We start from the raw sequence: 20,782 nt of genomic DNA, 5'->3' as shown, positions 1-20,782 counted from the left end.
CGCTACACCTCGAATCACCCGAGCCGAGCGAAGCGTACTATTGACTGGCGGACGAGGGCCTTTGAAGGCTGTCCGAAAAGCAATAAAGGCTCACATTCGAAGAGGGTTGCCGACCCGCTTTCGTTAACGGCAACGAAAACCAAATGAGGACGTAGGAGTGAATCAAATTCGCCTTGAGCGTGTCTGCGCCGTCCTGGCGGTGGCCATCGCAACCATCGTTGCGTGGTACTTCTGTGCTGCTGACCTTGATGCTCAAACAGCTTTTCTGGGCATGACGCCCGAAGAGTTCGCGATGACAACGCTGCATTCTGAACTCTTCACATCCGGATTCCCAAGCAGCAGCCCGACTCTCGGAAACTCCCTCACCTACAACATCTATCTCGCTGCCCACGTCCTCGGCATTTCCGTCAATGCAGTATGGAGCGTGATGATTCTTCTGGAGATTCTTGGCTTCATCTTCGCGGGCATTTACGCCGCTCGCATTCTGATGCCGACCAAGTCCTGGCTGGCCGCCGTAACCGCCGGCCTGCTTGTGGCATTTGGCGCTTACTGGACGCCGGACATCGCCAACTTCCACTTTCCCTACTACGGCTGGACGTACCACTGGAGTTATGCGGGATTTCTGTTGGCAATCACGGAAACAGCGCGCAATCGCCTGTCGCAGGCCGCGATCTGGACCGTTCTTTCCTTTGCCACTCATCCCGTAATCGGAGTGCTGACCGGTACGTTCGCCACCGGGATGGTCATCAGCTCGTGGCGAACGACCTCGTTCAAGTCGTTGATCGTGCCTGTCGTTATCGGCGTGGTCGGCTGCGGGCTGTGGGGCCTGTACGTCGCCAGTCGAACAACAATCTCTGGCGGCTCAATCAATCCGGAGTTATTCGCGGCCTTGAACAGGGCGCAGAATTTTCACTGGTATCCCGTTTATCAGGGCATTTTCTGGGAGGAGCATTATCGACAGTTTCTGCCGCTATTGTCGATGTTGTTGCTCATAGCTGTATCGCTGAACGGCAAACTCGCGGAATGGAGCTCGGTCGATCGCCAACTCGGGCTGGGTATGATGGCCATGGCTGTCCTCACAGTTTCCGGAGTCGCTATTTCATTGACCACAGCACCACCTACGCTGATCAAGCTCGCACTGCACCGAGCGGACACGAATTTGCTTCTCGCGGGCTTCTTCATTGTCTTTCGTCGCCTTTGGCGGGACATGACGCAAGGAAACAAGGTCGAGCGATTGATGGCTGCTGTTCTCCTCGTCGCCCCATTTATGACGTCGCTCGGAATGCCGGCTGGGCCCGTGCTCGTCCGGGCCGGCTGGGAATTTCGGGCCAACTGGCGCCAAAGGTCGTTTCCTCTGATTACGGCGCTGGCCGCCGCTCTCGCGGTGACGATCGTCGCGTTGATCGCTTTCTATTGGGCCGCGGGAGTAGTGAGGTTAACGCAACTCACTGAAGCCCACTACTCGGGCGTCAGCATTCGGGCTGTGATCGGTACGGCAATATTGGCCGGGCTGCTGGTCTGGCCGCCCGCAGCTCGCTTCTCCGGGCCTGTCATCCTGGCGATCGTAACGGTGCTGGTCTTGCGCATGGCGCACACGCTGCGTCATCTCCCTAATCCGGAGCTTCGCAAGGACGCCTACGCGATGCTCGATGCCGAACTTTGGGCGCGCAATAACACTCCGTCCGGCTCGTTGTTCATGCCGGACCCGAGCATGCAGGAGGCTTGGCGTGGAAAGTCGCACCGACCATCATTCGGAGTTGCGCGGGAATGGCTGCTTTACAGCACGCTCTACAATTCAAACACCGCTGATCTCGAAAATGGCTTGAGCCGCTATCGCGCGCTCGGGCTCGAGGCTCCGCCGCCCTACATATTCGACAAGTCGGAACGACGGATGTCGCCGCTCCTCGATCGCATAACGCGGTTCGCCCAGCAACGTTACTACACAATGGACAAGGCGGATTTTGTCCGTTTGGCGAACACCTACGCCATTCGTTATTTTGTGCTGCAAAGGAAGAACCTCGTGCAGCCTGTTTCGCTGGAGATCGTCTTTGAAAATTCGCACTACCTGATTGCCAAGGCTCCAACCGAGCAGTGACAGGTATGGCAGGAGTCAGACAGTAGAGCGAGCGCCGGAAGTCTCAATTGTTACGGTGCGCGCTCCGTTCGGAAGCTGCACGCTGGGCGGCGGGCACTCGACTTGCGGACCGAACCAATCGTGCATGTCCGCGTAGCGGGAAGATCCCATGTGGAATGGTACATGTCGCGCGATTGGAATCGGCGTTGCAGCGAGATTCTGGAGGCGGTCCGAAACGGCAAGCGTCCCGTCATCCCCGATCCGCACGGCCCTTTCTAATGAGGCAGGATGCCGAACCCTCCGTCGAATGAGAACGGAGACCAGCAATTGCTTCAATCCGCGCGCGATCGGCGGCCAACGACCGATCGTCAGCGTGAACACACGAAACAACAGAAAACGCCAGGGATCGAAGCGCGCATTCGGCAAGCCTTCAAACCTGACTCGAATGACGAACGACGCCGCATCTTCCCCGCCTTGCCACTCGCTTGCGCCTTGGGACGAGAACCATTTGTGCTTTTCCTGGACCGCATACCCGGCATCTTCATAGATCAGCGCATTCGATTGGGCGTCCCACATCTTCACCACGCCGCCGGTCGCCAGTCCTATCGCAGCTATTCGATCGGCTTTGCGGATCAAGGCCAGACCCGCGCGCTTGAACACGCGGGAGGCATCCGCCGCTTGCCAAGGCAATTGCCGCGGCTGGATATCCGTCGCCGCTTCCGCCGCGAAAAGGTAGTTATTGAGCATGGGAAACATGTTCCATGCGTCCATCTGGGCGGCACCGACGCCGCGCCCCTGGCTTATGCACTGCCGCAGATGAGCCGCTATTGCGGATGCCGCCTCGCTTTCCGCCGACAGAATCTCGAACGCGGCCGGAAAGACGAATTTAGTGCCTCGGCTGGCATATTCGCCACCCATCGTCCCATCTGGATGGGCAAACCAGGCGAGAAACTCACACCCCTCTCGCAGCCGCTGCAGAAGTTCGGCATTTCGGGTACGCCGCCATATCGCGGCGAGATAGAACATTCCGTGGCTTTGATAACCCGGATCGGCTCCGCCGTACTCGCGGAACCAACCCTCCTCACGATCCTGATTGTCATAGATTCGGCCCAGGAACCGGTCCCGCGCCGCGGCGAACCGATCCGTCTGCAGGACATCGCCAGCAACCTGTAGCGCCGCAGCAGCGGCCGCCAGGTGGTTCGACAGCACCCCGTGAAACTCATCGTTCCGCGTCAGCCAGAGCGCGGCCCTTTCGATCGATTGCAAGCCGTTCTCTAACGCAACGGCGTCGAGCGCACCACGTATGCGCTCGATACCGGCTGCAACATAGAACGTCGTGAATGCCGTTGCGGCCAAACTGCGCTCGAACGGATAGGCTTCGTCAAAACTTCCATCGGAGTGTTGCAGGGCGGACCAGAACCCGATGGCGGACGCCGCCTGGCGAAGCAGTCTTTCGTTTCTGCGCGCGCCATCAGGCGCATTTGCGGACCCATAGAGCCAGGCAAGCGTGTACACCCCCTCCTGGAATCGCGGCGCGGAAAAATCCGAGAACTTCCAACACCACCAGGTACGGTCGAAACTTCCCTGGCTCGGTGAGGTAGCCTCGGCGTCGAGAAATGACAGTGCCCGGCCGAGAACGGGTTCGCAAACCGCCAAATAGGCGTCTGCCGGTGCACCGACTCTCAATTCGCCCACGTTATGAATCTCCTGACAAATGCACCTTTACCGTCGGGCCTCTTTGTGCGCGATTGCGGTGTACATCAGGCCGAATCGCCGCGCCAACATCCGCTTGAACGGCGCGAGCAATCCCGCAACCGGACCGAACGCCCGCCGCGGAAAGTAGTATCGAAAGCTGCCCCTCACGTTGAGACCGACATTTCTGAACATCGCTTCGAATTGATCCGCGGTATACGACTTTCCCAACGGATTGCCGCTTCCGTCATAGAGCCTGACGATTTCATCGGGATCGCCGGATGCCAGCATGTTTGCGCGTCCCCTCCCCGGCAGCGACACCCAACCGCCGAGCACGAGCGCCGCGAGACGGGTCAATGCGCGCGAGCGAAGAATGCTGTTCTTGTAGTACACGCTGACCACCGCCAGGCCACCCGACTTCAGCACGCGCGCCATTTCGGCGATGCATCGCTCCGTATTCGGCGTGTGATGTATCACGCCGTGCGACACAACGCCGTCAAAGGTTTCGTTCGGGAATGGGAGGTTCTCCGCATCGCCGGTCTGGACCTCGGCAGTGAGTCCAAACATCGAGAGGCTGTGCCTGGTCAGCACAACCGCGTTTTCCGTCAGATCGACGGCGGACGTCCGGTATCCGCGTCGCGCCAGTTCGCGCGTCCAGATACCGGGCCCGCAACCGACATCGAGCACCGAAGCTCCTTCCGGAAATGGAAAGAAGACATCGGAAAACCCGCCCGCCAGCACATCGTTTCGATAGGTGTGCTCATGGCGCTCAAAGAATTCCCGGGACATCGGGTCGAGGTCAACCTCTCCCTTGAAGAGAGGATTACGCTCCCAGAACTCCTTCACCGCCTCCTTGCTGACTACCATGACCACTCTCCGAGGAGCGGACGAATTGCTACGGGATAACCGGCGGCCGAAGAATCAGGCTCGCTCATGATCGGATAACACTTAGGGCTGGCTTGCGTGCGATCGCGGTCAGCAGTGTAGTGGCACCGATGGCGCGCGACAATGCGAACACACTCTGCACGGCGAGACGCAGCAGGGGTTGCGACACGGCAAGTTCCGAGGATTCCAGTTCGCGCCCCTCAAGACGCACCACCTCAAAACCTGCCGTCTTCAGCAATAGCGTCAATGAATCCTGTGTGAAGTACTGAATATGAAACGGCGGCCACAGCCGCTCCTGCAATGGCCGCAGCAACCCCGACGTACCCGGCAGCGCCGCCAACCAGCGGCCGATCCGGTAGACCAGTCCACCATAGTTGGGTGTTTCAAGCGCGAGCGTTCCGCCGGGCTTGAGGACGCGCATGACCTCGCGGAGAAACCGGGCGGGATCGTCGACGTGTTCGATCAAGTCGAAACCACAGACCATATCGGCGCTTGCAGCCGGCAGAGCGACGCTTTCCAGCGTCCCCACCCTCAGATCGCGGCCTGCAGCCCGGCCAAGTTCAACCACCTTGGGGAAGATATCGATGCCAATGGACGTCATCTGCCGGCTTTCGGTAGCGTAGGCAACGAGGAGACCGAGATCGCAGCCGACATCGACAATACTCTTGTTCCTGAGCGATCCCACTGAGCGTTCGACACGCGACAGTTTCGCTTCGCATGCCGCCCGCACTGTCGTCGTCAGTTCGCGCCTCTCAAGAAAATACGGGTGGTTGAAGTAATCGTCGCTCCCGTGCAGTGCGGTCAGATCGAGCAAAGAGGGGCGCGGCTCCAGTAATCCAGAACCACAGGCACTGCATTCGCGGATGCCACCATACGTCAGCGTCAGTCGCAACGGCCGCAGCGCTACTGAACCACAAACGACACATGGTGCGCGATCGATCATCATGCGTCGTCCGACCCCGACCCGTCCTGCGGGGACCCGACTCCGCGAATTGCCTCAGAAACCGCGAGCGTCACCTCGGTCGTGGCAAGAAGGCCTTCCAGTGGAATTGCGGGATTTCCCGTTCGGCAGGCAGCTACGAATGCGGAGGCCTCTGCAGCGAAGCCTTTGTCGACACTCAAGGTACGGCGGCGCTCCGTCCTATTTGCGGCAACCAGATCCAGCGTGCGGAAATTGTCGAGGATCGCCATGCGCTCCTGCGCAAAAGCCTCGAACCGTTCCTTGGGATAACTTGCATCCCCGTTCGACCAGTAGTGCACGGTACCGATCGAGCCGTCGGCAAATGTTACAGTGAACGTGACGATATCGTCACCCGCCACGTCAGAACGGCGCGGATTGACGTGCGCTACCTGAACGGCCACGGGCAGTGATCCGGAAACGCTCTGCATGGTATCGATGAAATGACAGGCCTCGCCGATGATCCTTCCGCCGCCACTGGCGGGATCATGCACCCAGCTCAACTCGGACTTAAGCGGAATCCGGCCGGCATTGATACGATAGAGCATCGCCATCGGCTCCGACCGGCCGGCGAAATGCGTGGCCATGGCTTGCACGAGACGGGAGAAGCGTCTGTTGAACCCGACGGTCAGCGTAGCTGACGACGCACGGGCCGCGGCCTCAACCTCGGAAAGCTCATGGCGGGAAATCGCCAGCGGCTTCTCTACAAAGACATGCTTGCCCCGGTTCAGTGCCTCGATCACATAGCGGGCGTGACTGTCATGCCGCGTCGCGATCACCACGGCCTGGATCGAGGGATCGTCAAGCAGGGCGGCACCATCGTTGTGCGCGATGCGTGCCCCGTATCGCTCGGCGACGCTTTTGGCCGAAATTCCCTTGCCGGTGGCGACGCCGACCATGTCGAATGCCTTGGTGTCCATTAGCGCGGGCAATAGAATGCCCTTCGCGAACGTACCTGCGCCGATGACACCCAGTCCGATCTGACCCGATATCCGTTGCCGTGAAGGCGAAACAACAAGCGATGCCGATGGCGCTGCTTCCGTGGGATACTCGAGCACGATACCGACGCTGAAATCCTGCTTCTTGCCGGTGACGAGATCGTAAGCCTCGGCTGCCTCCGCGATCGGAAATCTGTGGGTCGTAAGCCGGGCCGGATCGAGCCGGCCATCTCCGATCAATTCGACAAATGAAGAAAGGTTGCGCCGTTCGGTCCAGCGCACGTAGCCGATTGGATAGTCCTGCCCCTTCGCCTCGTATGCCGGATCATATCTGCCCGGCCCGTACGAGCGCGATTGCAAAATCTCCAGCTCCTTTTCGAAATAGGTTCGCCGGGCGATATCCATCTTGACATCGCCGACCACGACAACGCGTGCGCGATCACGGCAAAGTTTCGCGACATCCTCGAACACCGCGCCGCTGTCGCGCGATCCCACCGTAAGCAATACTGCGTCCACCCCGAAGCCGCCAGTCACGTCGGCGATGCGGGCAGCGAGCCCGGAATCCGACGGCACCATGGCGACGGTCGCGCCGGCCGCGCGCGCCATGTCGAGCTTGCGTGGATCGAGGTCGAGGCCCACAACGCGCAGGCCCGCCGCCACGCATAGCTGCAGGGTAAGTTGGCCAACCAACCCGAGGCCGACGACCAGCACCGTCGCACCGATCTGCTGATCTGCTTGCCTCAATCCGTGCAAGGCAATCGCACCGAGCGTCACATAGCTCGCCTGCTCGTCACTCACCGTGTTCGGGACGCGAACGCATAGATTCTGCGGAACGGCCACCAGCTCGGCGTGATTTGCGTATCCAAGACCCGCGCAGGCAACGCGATCGCCAACCGAGATGTCACCGACGTCACGTCCCACTTCCACAGCCGTGCCAACGAGCGAGTATCCAAGCGGGATTGGCTCCGCGATCAGATTCTTCACAACCTTATACGTCGGCCAGAGTCCTTCGGTGCGGGCCCGATTGATGACCTTTCGTGCAAGATCGGGACGATCGAGAGCTTTTCCGAGGTATCCCTTCTTGCCCAGTCCGATGATCGCGCGATCGGTGCCGGAGCTGATCAGCGAACTGTGGGCTCGCACCAGAACCTGACCCGCGCCGGCACGCGGCGCCGGAACATCGGCAACCGATAGAACGCCGGTTTTGAAGTTTTGAACGACAATCTTCATACGGAACCTTTTGCGGCAACGCGCAAGTCAAGTCCAGCTTGAGGATGGGGCAAAATGCTCAAACCAAAGCTCCAGCATGACAATCGAAAACAGCCGCTTGAGCGGCAGGAACCCCTGGGCTCGACCAGCGGCGCGCTGCTTGGCGATCCACTGTGGACTGAAGAGACCCCGCTTCTTGACGCGCACCGGATCGAGCGCCCAATCGAAAATATCGGCAAGTGGCTTGGTGGTCGCATAGGCCTCAAGCGGAACATAAAAGGCCCGCTTGGGCGCCCGCAGGACTTCCGGCGGCAAGAGCCCGGACGCAAAGCGGCGCAGGGCAAGCTTGTTTCCCGACATCCCGATCTTGGTTGCATCCGGCAACGAGGCTGCAGCCGAGATGACCAATTCGTCCATGAAAGGAACCCGTCCTTCCAGAGAGTGCGCCATGGTCATCTTGTCCGCCTTCATCAGGATGTCGTCTGGCAGCCAATCGGGATACTGCATCGAAACCAGCGACTGCAGCACGGTTTCTCCTGGCTGCCGGGTCAGCGGCGGGCCGATTTTCTGACCTGCTGTCCCGGCAAGCCAGTGGTTCTCTGCCATGGCGCGAATATCGTCAGCGTCAAACAGCGAGATCGCCGACCTGTAGAGTTCGGGAAGCGACGCATCGCCCATGCGCTCCAGCATGGACACGACCTTGCGGCGCCCTTCATTGCCGAGCGCCCCCGGATAATCGAAGAGCTTCTCGAAAACAGCGACTGGAACCAGCGATGCCAGACGTGCAGCCACGGGGAACAGTTGTGCAGGCAAAAACGACTTGATCATCGCGATCTGCTGCAGCTTGCGATGAAACATGTACCCGCCAAGGATCTCGTCGGCGCCTTCGCCGGACAGTACAACCGTGACCTCTTTTCTGGCCTCGCGAGCGAGCACGCTCATCGGCACAACGATCGCATCGCCCACCGGCTCGTCCAACTTGATGGCGATATCCGGCAGACTTGCCATATCCTGCGCGCGACAATCGATCGGATGATGGTCGGTCCCGATGCGCTTTGCAGTCAGTGCGGCGAGTTCGCGATCATCATCGGGAAAGTCGGGAAAGCCGATCGAGAACGTCTTTACCGGACTGGCAGCAACCTCCGCCATCAGGGCAACGATAATGTTGGAATCGATGCCGCCGGACAGGAATGCACCAACCGGAACATCTGCAATCATGTGCCTGTGAACGGCGGTGCGTAGGGCTGCGCCGAGGCGATCCGCCGCTGCACGGATATCCAGCGCAGAGTCGAGCGCAGCCGGACCCGGGGGATGCCACCAGCGCCGCATCTCAATGTCCCCGTCGCACCAGACAAGGTCGTGTCCGGCAGGAAGCTTTTCAACGCCGGCCAGAAGCGATCCCGGTCCTGGCACATAACGTAGCGAAAGATAGGAGCGTACCGCAGTCAAATCGACGTCGGAGGAGAGGCTGCTGTCCGCCTGAAGCGCCTTGATCTCGGACGCAAACAGCAGAGTCCTGGCTTGACGAAAGAAGTAGAGCGGTTTGATGCCGGGCCGGTCCCGGACAAGCAGCAGTTTCGTCTTGGCTCCGCGTTCATCAACGATGGCAATCGCGAACATGCCATGAAGCCGCGCCCATGCCTCGCGCCCCCACGCCAGATAAGCGTTCAATACGACCTCTGTGTCGCTCTGGGTGGAGAAATGATAGCCGAGCCCCTGGAGTTCGGCACGCAGCTTGCGAAAATTATAGACCTCGCCGTTGTAGACGATGTGCACGCGATTTCCGTCGCCATGCAGCGGCTGATCACCGGTGTTGAGATCAATGACCGCAAGGCGCCGCATCCCGACGCTGATTTGCGCACGTGGAACGTCTTGAAATCCTGCACCGTCCGGCCCGCGGTGCGCAATCCTATCCGCCATGCGGCGCACCAGTGCCGGATCCACCCGGCCTGCGATTCCGACAATCCCGCACATCGTGTCAGCTGATTCTCACTAGGAATACCAACGCTGCAGGCTTCGCGGTCGGCGGGATGGCCGCGCCATATCCTCGCATCAGCACAGCGGGCGGGGGCTCGGGTGATTGATCCCGCGATCCGAGCATACACTGAACCGCTCGCTCGATGATCGCCTCCTCAATAAAGAAGGGACGAACGACCGATACAGCGCGTACACCAAAATCGAGCTTCTCAGGTGACATTGATCCCACGAGCTTACCTAGTCAAAGCGCCTTATGCCACACATCGACTATTCAGCCAAAGGTTTGTCGAGCGCCACGGGCGCGCCTCGCTGCGCGGCAGGCGGGTGCGGTAATGGATAGGAGCGCATCCAATCTTCTCGCATGTTCTCCCGCATCTGGAAAAACACAACGGAAAAGCCGAGAAAGAGCAGGCTGAAAAGCAGCATGATCAGCCCGATGATTGCGAGGAACACGGCCGGGCCATGTATGAGCAGCATCCACACTGCGGATGCAATAAATCCAAGGCCGACCAACAATGAGAGGACAGCGAACCAGGCAAAATATCGAACCGGTTGAGCAATGGCGACGAAGCGTAAATGGCTGTTGATCGTTTTTTGAATGTTTGTAGAGGACTTACGCTTGGACTCGGCGTGTCGCGCGAGCTTTTGGTCCTGCCAGGTAATTGTTGCGGGTATCTCGCTGACCTTGAATCCCAGCGTCAGCAGTTTGAGAAGCACCTCAAGGTGAAATTCTTTGCCGTTCTCATGCGCGACTAAAGGCTGGATCACGCCCCTCCGGTAAGCGCGCGTCATCCCCGTGTTCATGGTCACACCGGATGCAAAAAGGCCCCGAATGATTACGTTTCCAACGGTCGTAAGGAACGCGCGATTCAATGGTACATTGGCCAACCCGCCGCCGGGTAGGTGAGGGGACGCAACGACGAAGTCGATCTCGGGCCGTTCGACAAGAACATTCGCCAACCGCAGCACAATGTCGTCTCCCCAAGAACAATCGACTTCGGTTGTGACGATCACATCGCCGCGAGCTGCATCGATGCCTGTCTTGAGCGCGCGGCCACGCCCTTGATTGCGCGCAAGCCGGATCACGCGCACGGCTTCCGACTGATTTCCCAAAGTGCGAAGAAGCAGTTCAAGCGAAGAGTCTTTGGAGCCGTCATCGACAAGTATGAGCTCCCATCCATGGTGTCCGAGTTGCTGCCGCAGGTTGCAGAGCATGCGCAGCGCGGCCAACTCGATAATGGACTCCTCATTGAAAAATGGGCAGACGACCGAAATACGTATGCTATCGCCCATCAAAATGACCTCGCCCACGTTCTTCAGGGGGTTGTGGTCACGAATTGCAAAATACCGTAATTGAGTCAATACGCTATGAAGGACCAGACGGGATCGTGGCCGTAGCTCATGGCTATTTCCGAAGTTGATCTGGTCGGTCACCGGCCGATTTAAGTCATAACATCTCATATCGGAATCCGCCCGCGGCGCCGCTGCCGCCCCAGGAAATGTTCCGAAAAGCGGAAAAAGGACTTGCCCCGTCGGGCAAATCAGTGCTTAAAGGAGCGCCTTCGTAAAAGCAGAAGGAGGGCACCGATGACCGGGCAGTGCCAGCGACATTCCGATCTCGTCGAGATCGCCAGGCGCAACGGCGATTTCAGACGCAACTACGGAACGCTGATCGGCGCCTTCCTCTATCTGCGTTCGCTCAGTGCAGCACGCGGCAGCCCGGTGAGCTGGACCGGCCTCGTGCTCGCGCTGATGGCGGCCGCCTGGCCCTGGCCGCGACCTCATTGACCGCGAGGCTTGCAGGCCCGTCCCTGGCGTCGGCGTCGAACCTGGCCCGTATGGGGAAACGCATGAACCGCTTCACATCTCCCGAAGGCAGAAAACGAAGCCTTTCTAACCCAATCCAATCCGGCTAGGTTTTTTTGACATGCACAGAGGAGCACCACTTTGGCCAATCCGCCCCCCGACATCGATCCGACCGGCAAGGGACAGGCTCCCACCTTCGAGAACCGAAACGACATTCCAATTATCTATTTCGATATTGCGCCGGCCTACGGAGTCATGAGCGGGATCGTGCAGGTGGAGCTGGGCGCGCGGGTCCTGGTCCCGCACCAGGACGACACGGTGGATGTCAGATTCGTCTCGTGCGGGCGGCTGCGATGCAGCGCTGCGGCCGCCGTGCATCTGAGGAATGCGATCGACGCCTCTCTCAAGATGCTGGAACAGCCCCAGCCTAATCCGGTTGGCGCATCCAAGCTGAATTGACCATTGGCGCCGCGGCGGCCGAGGCGCCGGGTGTATCCCGCGTTCGCATCCTGGGTATCGAGGCGCTCACCTTGCAATAACTGGCAGCGACCGAGCCCCGGGGCCACGATCGACGCTGACATCGGTGGTGGCGACAACTGCCCGGCGCATTAAGCGTACGACACTTCAGCCTAGCTCGATTTTTTGACGATCTGGAACCCGTTGGCTTCAAGCTCCGCCAGCACCACCTTGGTCAGATGCGCGCTTTCTTCCGGCTGAATCCAGTGATCGTGCGAGGCGGGGTCATCTTCGCGGGGGTATTTGACAAAGGCAGAATGAATTGCGGCGTAAATAATATCTCTCGGATCGGTCATTGGGGCCTCCAGCCTGAAAAAATAGCACAGTCGACCCCAAAAAGTACCGACGAGATTACCTCTCGTGACGTTTCTGGCGGCGACCGGTCCGGTGCAGGACCGCCCTGGCCACGGCCGCCAGATTTTCGCAACGATAGGGCTCAAGTCGGCTCAGTCCAGCTTCCATGAAGCGGATTTTATCCTTCTTCATTTCGCGGGTAGGGAGCAGGAAATAATCCAGCACACCTTCGTTTGCTTCATCCAGCCTTATCGCGAGAATGAAACCGGTGAGCATAACGCTGCGGCGATAAATGGTCCAGATTGGGCGTCTGCCCTCGCTGAACCAGGACCGGGTTATCCGAAGCGACATTGCGACATTGTTTGCCATTAGTGTATCGGTCCCGGCTTCGTAGCGAGCAGCTGTGCCCGCCTTCCCTAATCTCGCGATCAGATCGGCCGCGGTGTTGTTGACGATTGAATTGAACGCATCCTTCCGGTCAATCCAGTCTGCATTCCATTTTTGCTGGTAGCCGATGAGGCGGTAGGCGTTCCGAAGACTGCCGAATCTCTTGCAGAATACCCCGATGGAAGGGACTCCCAGGGTATCATTGATGACCGCCTCGCTCAGCCGGCCTTGCTTTTCCAGCAGCGACCTGAGGCGCTGGAGTAGTTCGTCATCCGTCAGATGTTGCCAACGAAGAACCGATCGTCGCTGGGCACGAAGGAAAGTGCCTCGATCCACAATAGCCGGGATGACGCCTTTGCTTCTGACCCACTCGGAGGGCGGATTCGAAACCCTCTGCAAGCGAAGTCTGAATGACTTCCGATTGTAGACCGTGTTGCCGATGTAGTTCTCGTTTCGCAGGAGGTATGTGACGATCAGCCGAGTCCAGGGACGCCGCCGATGATTTGGAACGCCTTCGCGGTTGAGGCGGCGCGCGATTTCCTCTGCCGAAAGGCGCTCCTCAACATATTCTCGGAAGATCCTTCGGACCATCTCGGCTTCTTCGGGCGGACCGAGCCTGAGGACGACACGGTCCGCCTTCAGGTTCTTCTGCTGACCACGCCTGAGGGCGCCTTTTGAAACCCGGTTCTCATCGACCAGTTCGCGGCGAAGAGCATAAGTGAGCGGGCCGCCTACCCGGAAGCCCAGACCTGCAACCCGGCATTGCCCGGCATGAACCTTGGCGGAAAGTTCGCGGCTGAACTCCGCCGCCATCACGCGCTTGAGGTTCTTGACGATGCTCGACAGCAGGCTGCCATCGTTGTCGAACTGCTCTGCGCAGTATTCAACACTTATGCCGGCCTGACGGCAGAGAAATTCGTAGTGAGCGCTCTCATCGACATCCTGGAAGCGTCCCCAGCGGCTTACGTCATAGACCAGCACCCGGCTGAAGTCGGCGTGGCCCGAGCAGACATCAGCAATGAGCTGCTTCAGACCGCCTCGCTTATCGATCCTAAGGCCGCTAATGCCGTCGTCCCGATATGTTCGAACAATCGTGAGGTTGTAGCGCGCGGCATAAGCCGCAATCGCAGCCGCCTGGTTTTCGATCGAGTAGCGCTGATGGATCGTCGACATCCGAACGTATTGGGCAGCCCGCTGGCTAAGCTGGCCTCCAAACTTTGACAACTCCGCGCGGCGCACGATCAGCGACTTCGTCACAGGTAGACCCCATGTCGTGCAGGCAACCGCGATCTTGCATCGGGCCGGAGGGCTAGACCAGTGTTTTTCTGGCCTCGGTGCAGACGCTAGCGAGCGGATGACTGGCCGGCCAGGAAATGGTCGAACTGGCGTGCCACTAGGATCGCTGATCGCTCATCGAAATGAGAGGAATCGACCCAACGAAGTTCCTTGTCGGAAATTTGCAGCCATCGGCCTTCCTCGGGGAACGCATCACGCGCGAGGCGATGAGCCACGCGAAAATATGCGTTGTTCCTCAACTCCGGAACGACAGGAAGTTCGAATAGCACAACACGACAGCCACGTCGCTCCAACTCGCCAACCAGATCCGATAGCTCGCGCATTTGAGGGCGCATTATCACGTCCCAATCCTTGCCGGCAAATTCGGCGATAGTCGCGTTGACGTTGTCCCGTATGTCGTATGTTGACGGCGGCAAGAGAGGCAGACGCGTCACCTTTTCGACTTCGGAGCTGTATTTGACGTAGTAATAGACCCACGAAATGACGGCCCTTATAGGCTTGAACCATTGGTATGGCTCGGAGGGGTTGTCACCGAATGCATCAACCAGGTTCTGCTCGATGCGCCTGGAGAGGATATTGGTTTCTACCAGGATGAGCTTGGGCAGTGACCGATAACTGGCGACAATGGCGAGCCCAGTTGCCGCTGAACCGCCGCCGATTGATATGTTGCGCAGTGGAGTGCTGAAGTACCCTTCGTACATCCGAAATGACATCGAACTGCCTACGATTGCGACGTCGGGGGTTCGCTCGAAGGCATATCTGCTAAGGGCAGGGTAGGACCGGTCGAGTTTCACCCGGGCATAGAGAGAAGAGAAATTGACAGCGAAATAAGCGAGGAAAATCGCCAAAGCGATCCCGGCGAGGCGAAGCGGCCATTTCAGGGCCAGAATGGTCTTCGCAACAGGTCGCATCACGGAGCCAAAGCGTGCGTGGCCGATACCGGTGCGGACGCCAGAGTATGAAGTGCAATGGCAATAGCTGCGTCCACCGCGAGTCCTTCGTTTATCGCATTGAGGTCAATGTCTTGGCCGATTGCTGGCTCTCGCCGCAACTGCTGACCAGCTTTGAACTCCGTATCGATTTTGAAAATCGCATCGGTGGTAATTCGATCAATCGCCATGACATGTAAGCGAGCGGGGTTGTCAGGAGAACCGCCACGACGCAAACAACTGCGAATCCCATCAACTGCGGCAACTGAGTTACGTCGATCAATTTTCCAAGGCGAGTTCAAGTCTCAGTACAGCACGCTCGCGGCGCCGAGAAAATACCTTGGGAATGTTCGTCCGACCGCGTCGCGGGCGGCTGATGATCCCGACTTGGAGCGCTTATTCAGGATTCGAGAAAGGCGCTAGCCTGCTTACCCGGTGCTTACCCGGCGCTATCCATAAAAAGCCATAAGTTAGAAAAATTGCTTGAAATACTGGCGCACCCGACACGATTCGAACGTGTGACCTTTGCCTTCGGAGGGCAACGCTCTATCCAGCTGAGCTACGGGTGCTTTGAGCGCTCCCATTTAGCCGATTGGCCGGGCAGGGGCAACCTGCCGCCGGACCTGTCGGCGCCCGCGCCCGCGGGCGAACTGTCGACCGGCGGAGCGCCCGGGTTCAGGCGTCGGCCTCGCCAAAACGCAGCCGGTAGGCGTTGACATAGGCGAGCACCGCCGGCTTGAGGTGACGTCGCGTCAGGTCGACCAGATGGTCGCGGCGCGAGCTGTGCAGCGCCTTGATCATGGCGACGTGATCCCGCCTTGCATCGTTGAGCGCCTCCGGCATGGCATGCGCATAGGAGCGGATGCCGGAGGCCTTCTGCGCCAGATGCTCGATGGTTTCGATCAGGCAGGTGTTGCCGCACAGGCCGAACAGGGCGCGGTGGAACTGCACGTTATTGTGAAACACGGCCAGCAGGTCGCCGGCATCGACGGCCTTGCCATGCGCGTGCTGGATCGCCTCCAGCCTTGCGATGTCGGCATCCGGCACCGGAAACGGCAGGATATTCACCGCCATCACCTCGAGCTCCTCGCGCACGGCGTAGATATCGCGAACATCGCGCGGCTTGAGATCGCGCACGATAGCGCCGCGGTTCGGGATCCGCTCGACGATCCCCATCTTTTCCAGCTCGAACAGTGCGAGCCGGACGTCGCCGCGATGGGTATCGAACGCCACGCACAGATCCTGCTCGACCAGGCGCTCGCGCGGATGCCGCCGCCCGAGCACGATTTCCTCCTGCAGCTTTCTGACGATCAGGTCGACGATCGACGGCTCGCGCGCCTGGGGCTCGATCGCCCTCGATGACCTGCCGGTGAGTTCAGCCGTGTTCCTGCGGGACGGCGGTTTCCTGGAAGTTCTAGCGGTCGCCATTGGCGAAATCTGCCACCTTCCCAAATAGTATACAATATTAAAAACTATCTTGTTTGCAGAAATCGGCGGGTTGATAATGACCTGCCGGAACCGACGTCCGGCGAACGATCAGCCGGCAAAAGCGGCGACAGCAGGGGAGGAAGCAATGTCCGTTTCACGGTATCTGCCGCTCGCGCGCGGCATTCTGCTCGGCGCGGCGCTGGCGATCATCTCGTCCGCGGCGCATGCGCAGAAGCGCGAATTCTCGTTTGCCTATGACCAGCCCAGGAACAGCGGCTACGGCATCGGCGCCGACATGTTCAACAAGAAGCTGGGCGAGCTGAGCAAGGGCACGCTCTCGATCAATCAATATCCCGGCGCCCAGCTCGGCACCGAGGCACAGACCCTGCAGAAGGTGCAGACCGGCGACATCGATTTCGTGATGCTGTCGACCGCGAACGCCTCGACGGCACAGCCGGAGTCCGGCGTCTTTTCGATCCATTTCATTTTCCGCGACGAGGCCCACGCCATCAAGGTGCTGGGCGATCCCGCCGTGATCGCGGCGATGAAGGAGCTCTACGCGGCCAAGATGAAGGGCGCCCACATGCTGGGCCTGGGATCGCAGGGCCTGCGGCACATCTACGGCAAGAAGCCGGTCGAGAAGGTGGCCGACCTCAAGGGCATGAAGATGCGGGTGCAGGCGACCGTGACCGAAGACACGCTGTTCCCGGCTTACGGCGCCCAGGTGGTGCACATGCCGTTCGGTGAGGTCTATACCTCGCTGCAGACCGGCGTGGTCGACATGGCCGAAAACGGCATCAACAACTACCTCGTCAACAAGCACTACGAGCCCGCGCCGGTGCTCTCGCTCAGCGAGCACGAGGCCAACAACGCCGCGCTGTTCGTCAGCGACAAGGTCTGGAGCAGCCTCACCGACGAGCAGAAGAAATGGGTGCAGGCGGCGGCTGACGAAGTCAGCAGGAACGAGCCGACGGCCGCCTTCAAGCTCGAGCATGAAGCGCTGGCCAAGCTCGAGAAGATCGGCGTCAAGGTCGTCAAGAAGGTCGACAAGAGCGGGTTCGCCGAGATCAGCAAGCCGATCCAGGACAAGCTGGCGTCCGACCTCGGACCGCACGCCGTGAAGGTCCTCGGCATGGTGCGTAACGTCAAGTAGGTCCATTGCGTTCGCGAGGCGGGGAGCCGGAGCGCTCCCCGCCGCCTTTTTCCGGTTCGGACACCAGATCGATCATGAGCGGATTCGACAGCCTCGTCCTCGACGACCAGCGGCACCTGAAGTGGCGATCGCTGGACTGGCTCGAGCAGCTCCTGATGATCCTGTGTGGCGTGGCCATCACCGGATTTTCCGTGCTCGTGATGTGCGACATCGTCACCCGCACCATCGGCCGCCCCTGGCTCTGGCTGCAGGAGGCGACGATGACCTTCTTCATCTACGGCATCTTCATCGGCGTCGCCGCGGCGACACGGCGCAACGATCATCTCTATCTCGCCGTGCTCGCGGAATCGCTGACCGGCAACAAGCGGCTGTTCTTCGAGATCTTCAACCGCGTGGTCGTCGCCGGCGTTGCCGTCTGCATGATCTATTTCGGCTACCTGAATTTCCTCGACGGGTTCAAGAGCCTGCGCATGCCGTCGTTGACGCCGCTGTCGAGCCTCTATGCGGCGATCCCGCTGTGCGGCGTCCTGGTGCTGGTCTTCACCATCGAGCAAATGGTCAACGGCTGGAACAACGGCTTCGGCAGCACGGCGCATGCGGACGAGAAGAGGAAATCGCTGTGACCACCAATGGCGTGCTCATCTTCACGATGGGGTTCCTGTTCCTGTTCCTCGGCTATATGGGCGTGCCCGTGGCGTTCGCGCTGATCGCCGCTGTGCTGGTGGTGACTGCGTTCACGCCTGTCAGCCTCGCCTCAATGATGGCGCAGCTCTTCAACGGCATGGATACCGAAGCGCTGCTGGCGGTGCCGTTCTTCCTGCTGGTCGGCGACCTCATGACGTCGTCCAACGTCACCGGGCGCATGATCGCGCTGTCGCAAACCATGGTCGGCCACCTGCGCGGCGGCCTGGCGCAGGTGGTGACGATCTTCAGCATGTTCTTCGCCGGCATCTCGGGCTCGTCCGCCGCCGACGTCGCCGTACTGTCGCGAACGCTGGCGCCGGAAATGAAGCGGGAAGGCTACGACCTCGCCTTCACCGCCGCGCTGATCGCTTCCGCCTCGACCATGGCGAATTTGATTCCGCCCAGCATCATGGCCGTCGTGTACGGCGCCACCGGCAATGTCTCGATCGGCGGGCTGTTCCTCGGCGGCGTCGTGCCCGGCGTTCTCGTCGGCATCGGCCTGATGATCTACAGCCATTTCTTCGGACCGGTCGGTATCATGCGTCCGCGTGCGACGTTCGGCCAGTTCACCACGGCCACCAAGCAGGCAGCGGTGCCGCTGATGATCCCGCTCATCATCATGGGGGGCATCCTCACCGGGCAGTTCACGCCGACCGAGGCCGGCATCATCGCGGTCGCCTATATCGTGTTCGTAGCGATCCCGCTGCTCAACCCCAGGCATGTGATTCATTTGCCGCGTGACATGGCGATGACGGGACTGCTGTACTCCATCCCGCTGATCACCATCGGTGCGGCGTCGGTGTTCGGCTGGATGCTGGCCTATCTGCGCGGACCGGCCGTAGTGTCGGGCTGGATAGCGACGGCGGCGGGCGGCGATCCCTTCATGATCATGCTCTTGCTGGTAGTGCTGTTCGTGATCGTCGGCGACTTCATCGATGCCATTCCCGCGATCATCATCTTCATGCCGATCATCACGGACCTGACGCAGAATGCCGACATCAATCCGGTGCATATGGGTGTGGTCATCATCGTGACGCTGGCGTTCGGGCTGATCACGCCGCCCTACGGGCTGGCGCTGCTGATGGCGTCGAAATTCGTCGGCGTACGCTTTGGCAGGGCGATGTTCGCATCGCTGCCGATCTACGTGGTGTTTTTCGCGGCGATCGCCTTCTGTATCTTCTTGCCCGAAATCGTGCTGTGGCTGCCGAGGCATCTGCTGCCGGAATCGGTCGGTTGCTTCAAGAATCCGAGTGGTGCGGGCTATCTCTGCCCTTGAGCCGTTCCTGGGACAGCCGTCCCGGTTGGGCCTCTTCCATCATGTCGAGGGCACGAAGCGCAGGGCTTTTCTTGATCCATATTAAGAGACCGGCCGGTGCGCCCGATTGTCTCGCCCGCCGCAGCCTGTAAACTGGCCGGCAAAACGGCAACCGCGCGGGCTTCGTCCGCCGCGCAGGAACGGGAGAAACGCGCATGCGTCCGCTGGAATTTGGCTGGTACCTGCCGACGCACGGCGACACCACGGCCTATGGCCTGCCCGAGGCCCAGATTCCCGGCTCGGTGGAACTGTGCGACCGCGTGGTAGCCGCGGCCGAGCGGGCCGGCTTCGAATATCTGCTGATCCCGGTCGGCTCGGTGTGCTGGGAGGCGTGGATCGCGGGCGCCTTCATGGCGGCGCGCTCGGGCAAGATCAAGCCGCTGATCGCGGCGCGGCCGGGCTATATCAATCCGGTGCTGATGGCCAAGATGATCTCGACCTTCGACCAGATGTCGGGCGGGCGCATCTGCATCAATTTGATCGCCGGACAGAACGAGAGCGAGGTCGAGGCCGAGGGCGTGCGCTACGCCAAGGAAGAGCGCTATGGGCTGATGGAGGAGGAGGTCTCGATCCTGAAGGCGCTGTGGTCGACGCGCGGCCCCGTGCATTTCGACGGCAGGTTTCACAAGGTCTCCGGCGCCTTCATCCGGCCGCGGCCGCTGCAGCAGCCGCACCCGAAATTCTATCTCGGCGGCGGCTCGCGCCAGGCCTGGGAACTGTCGGCCAGGCATTCCGACGTGCATCTGTTCTGGGGCGACCTGCCGGAGAAGATCGCATCCAACATCGCCGAGATCAGGGAGCTGGCGCGCGCGCATGGCCGGGCCAGCGAGATCGGTTTCGGCATGCGGCTGCAGGTGATCTGCCGCGAGGACGAGAAGGACGCCTGGGAGGCGGCCGACCAGCTGGTGCGCCACGCCACCGAGCGGCAGAAGCAGGAGATCAAGACGCTCTACACCAGGTCGGAAGCAAATCTCCGCGTGCAGCAGCTCGCCCGCGAGCATGGCGACCTGCTGCTGCCGCATCTGTGGACCGGCATCACCAAGGTCCGTCCGGGAGCCGGCATCTGCGTGGTCGGCAATCCCTTGCAGTGCGCGGCGACCTTGCAGCAATTCATCGACGCCGGCTGCCACTCCTTCTGCCTGTCCGGCTATCTCCACGACGAGGAAGCCGAACGCTTCGGCCGGCTGATCCGCCCGATCCTCGCCGAGAACAACCGCGGGCGGCTCGCTGCCTAGGAGGAG

General features: G+C 60.2%; 18 protein-coding genes and 1 tRNA gene. 7 read left to right on the top strand and 12 right to left on the bottom strand.

The window, feature by feature from the left end; all coding sequences use genetic code 11:
* Positions 1–157 precede the first annotated feature (157 nt).
* Positions 158–2,095, top strand: a complete 1,938-nt coding sequence (locus HZB49_RS15240) for a hypothetical protein (RefSeq protein WP_291612732.1) — start codon at positions 158–160, stop codon at positions 2,093–2,095.
* Positions 2,096–2,110: 15 nt separating this feature from the next.
* On the opposite strand, the gene HZB49_RS15235 is transcribed toward HZB49_RS15240, so the two are convergent.
* From HZB49_RS15235 to HZB49_RS15210, 6 genes are all read right to left on the bottom strand, one after another.
* On the bottom strand, positions 2,111–3,769 hold the full coding sequence (locus tag HZB49_RS15235; protein WP_291612730.1) for a hypothetical protein: 1,659 nt from the start codon (positions 3,767–3,769) through the stop codon (positions 2,111–2,113).
* Positions 3,770–3,796: 27 nt separating this feature from the next.
* Positions 3,797–4,633, bottom strand: a complete 837-nt coding sequence (locus HZB49_RS15230; protein WP_291612728.1) for a class I SAM-dependent methyltransferase — start codon at positions 4,631–4,633, stop codon at positions 3,797–3,799.
* 64 nt (positions 4,634–4,697) lie between these two features.
* The gene (locus HZB49_RS15225) at positions 4,698–5,597 is read right to left on the bottom strand and encodes a class I SAM-dependent methyltransferase (RefSeq protein WP_291612726.1); all 900 of its coding nucleotides are present in this window, start codon (positions 5,595–5,597) and stop codon (positions 4,698–4,700) included.
* Entirely contained in the window at positions 5,594–7,777 is a 2,184-nt protein-coding gene (locus HZB49_RS15220) for a bi-domain-containing oxidoreductase (protein WP_291612724.1), read from the bottom strand. The genes HZB49_RS15225 and HZB49_RS15220 overlap by 4 nt, the downstream gene beginning before the upstream one ends.
* Positions 7,778–7,804: 27 nt before the next feature.
* Positions 7,805–9,730: an asparagine synthase (glutamine-hydrolyzing) gene (asnB, locus tag HZB49_RS15215; protein ID WP_291612722.1), complete on the bottom strand. Its 1,926-nt coding sequence runs from the start codon at positions 9,728–9,730 to the stop codon at positions 7,805–7,807.
* Between the two features lie 270 nt (positions 9,731–10,000).
* Entirely contained in the window at positions 10,001–11,167 is a 1,167-nt protein-coding gene (locus HZB49_RS15210; protein ID WP_291612720.1) for a glycosyltransferase family 2 protein, read from the bottom strand.
* Between the two features lie 153 nt (positions 11,168–11,320).
* Here HZB49_RS15210 and HZB49_RS15205 point away from each other — a divergent pair, with 153 nt between their 5' ends.
* Both HZB49_RS15205 and HZB49_RS15200 read left to right on the top strand, forming a co-directional pair.
* A complete protein-coding gene (locus tag HZB49_RS15205; RefSeq protein ID WP_291612718.1) occupies positions 11,321–11,521 on the top strand; it encodes a hypothetical protein in 201 nt (66 codons plus the stop codon).
* A gap of 159 nt (positions 11,522–11,680) precedes the next feature.
* Positions 11,681–11,998 (top strand): hypothetical protein, encoded by a 318-nt coding sequence (locus HZB49_RS15200; RefSeq protein ID WP_365857989.1) that lies wholly within the window; start codon positions 11,681–11,683, stop codon positions 11,996–11,998.
* A 170-nt stretch (positions 11,999–12,168) separates the two neighbouring features.
* On the opposite strand, the gene HZB49_RS15195 is transcribed toward HZB49_RS15200, so the two are convergent.
* The 6 genes from HZB49_RS15195 to HZB49_RS15170 all read right to left on the bottom strand — a co-directional run bounded on the left by HZB49_RS15195 (position 12,169) and on the right by HZB49_RS15170 (position 16,389).
* Complete coding sequence (locus tag HZB49_RS15195; protein ID WP_291612716.1) at positions 12,169–12,351, bottom strand: hypothetical protein; 183 nt, start codon at positions 12,349–12,351, stop codon at positions 12,169–12,171.
* 55 nt (positions 12,352–12,406) lie between these two features.
* Entirely contained in the window at positions 12,407–13,993 is a 1,587-nt protein-coding gene (locus HZB49_RS15190; RefSeq protein ID WP_291612714.1) for a recombinase family protein, read from the bottom strand.
* An 86-nt stretch (positions 13,994–14,079) separates the two neighbouring features.
* Entirely contained in the window at positions 14,080–14,943 is an 864-nt protein-coding gene (locus HZB49_RS15185) for a hypothetical protein (RefSeq protein WP_291612713.1), read from the bottom strand.
* Positions 14,943–15,152 carry a hypothetical protein gene (locus HZB49_RS15180; protein ID WP_291612712.1) on the bottom strand — a complete coding sequence of 70 codons (210 nt, stop codon included), beginning with the start codon at positions 15,150–15,152 and terminating at the stop codon, positions 14,943–14,945. Before HZB49_RS15180 ends, HZB49_RS15185 begins: the two co-directional genes overlap by 1 nt.
* A gap of 301 nt (positions 15,153–15,453) precedes the next feature.
* Positions 15,454–15,530, bottom strand: a tRNA-Arg gene (locus HZB49_RS15175).
* 106 nt (positions 15,531–15,636) lie between these two features.
* Positions 15,637–16,389 carry a GntR family transcriptional regulator gene (locus tag HZB49_RS15170; protein ID WP_291612711.1) on the bottom strand — a complete coding sequence of 251 codons (753 nt, stop codon included), beginning with the start codon at positions 16,387–16,389 and terminating at the stop codon, positions 15,637–15,639.
* A gap of 145 nt (positions 16,390–16,534) precedes the next feature.
* On the opposite strand from HZB49_RS15170, the gene HZB49_RS15165 reads away from it, so the two are divergent.
* The 4 genes from HZB49_RS15165 (at position 16,535) to HZB49_RS15150 (ending at position 20,776) form a co-directional block, all read left to right on the top strand.
* Positions 16,535–17,542: a TRAP transporter substrate-binding protein gene (locus HZB49_RS15165; RefSeq protein WP_291612710.1), complete on the top strand. Its 1,008-nt coding sequence runs from the start codon at positions 16,535–16,537 to the stop codon at positions 17,540–17,542.
* 74 nt (positions 17,543–17,616) lie between these two features.
* On the top strand, positions 17,617–18,165 hold the full coding sequence (locus tag HZB49_RS15160; RefSeq protein ID WP_291612709.1) for a TRAP transporter small permease: 549 nt from the start codon (positions 17,617–17,619) through the stop codon (positions 18,163–18,165).
* A gap of 26 nt (positions 18,166–18,191) precedes the next feature.
* Positions 18,192–19,502: a TRAP transporter large permease gene (locus HZB49_RS15155; RefSeq protein ID WP_291612794.1), complete on the top strand. Its 1,311-nt coding sequence runs from the start codon at positions 18,192–18,194 to the stop codon at positions 19,500–19,502.
* Positions 19,503–19,696: 194 nt separating this feature from the next.
* Positions 19,697–20,776 carry an LLM class flavin-dependent oxidoreductase gene (locus tag HZB49_RS15150; RefSeq protein WP_291612707.1) on the top strand — a complete coding sequence of 360 codons (1,080 nt, stop codon included), beginning with the start codon at positions 19,697–19,699 and terminating at the stop codon, positions 20,774–20,776.
* Positions 20,777–20,782: the final 6 nt, after the last annotated feature.

It is taken from the genome of Bradyrhizobium sp. (assembly GCF_016219575.1).
Lineage (GTDB): Bacteria > Pseudomonadota > Alphaproteobacteria > Rhizobiales > Xanthobacteraceae > Bradyrhizobium.
Note: the sequence above shows the minus strand (reverse complement) of the source record. Positions and strands in the feature narration are given on the sequence as shown.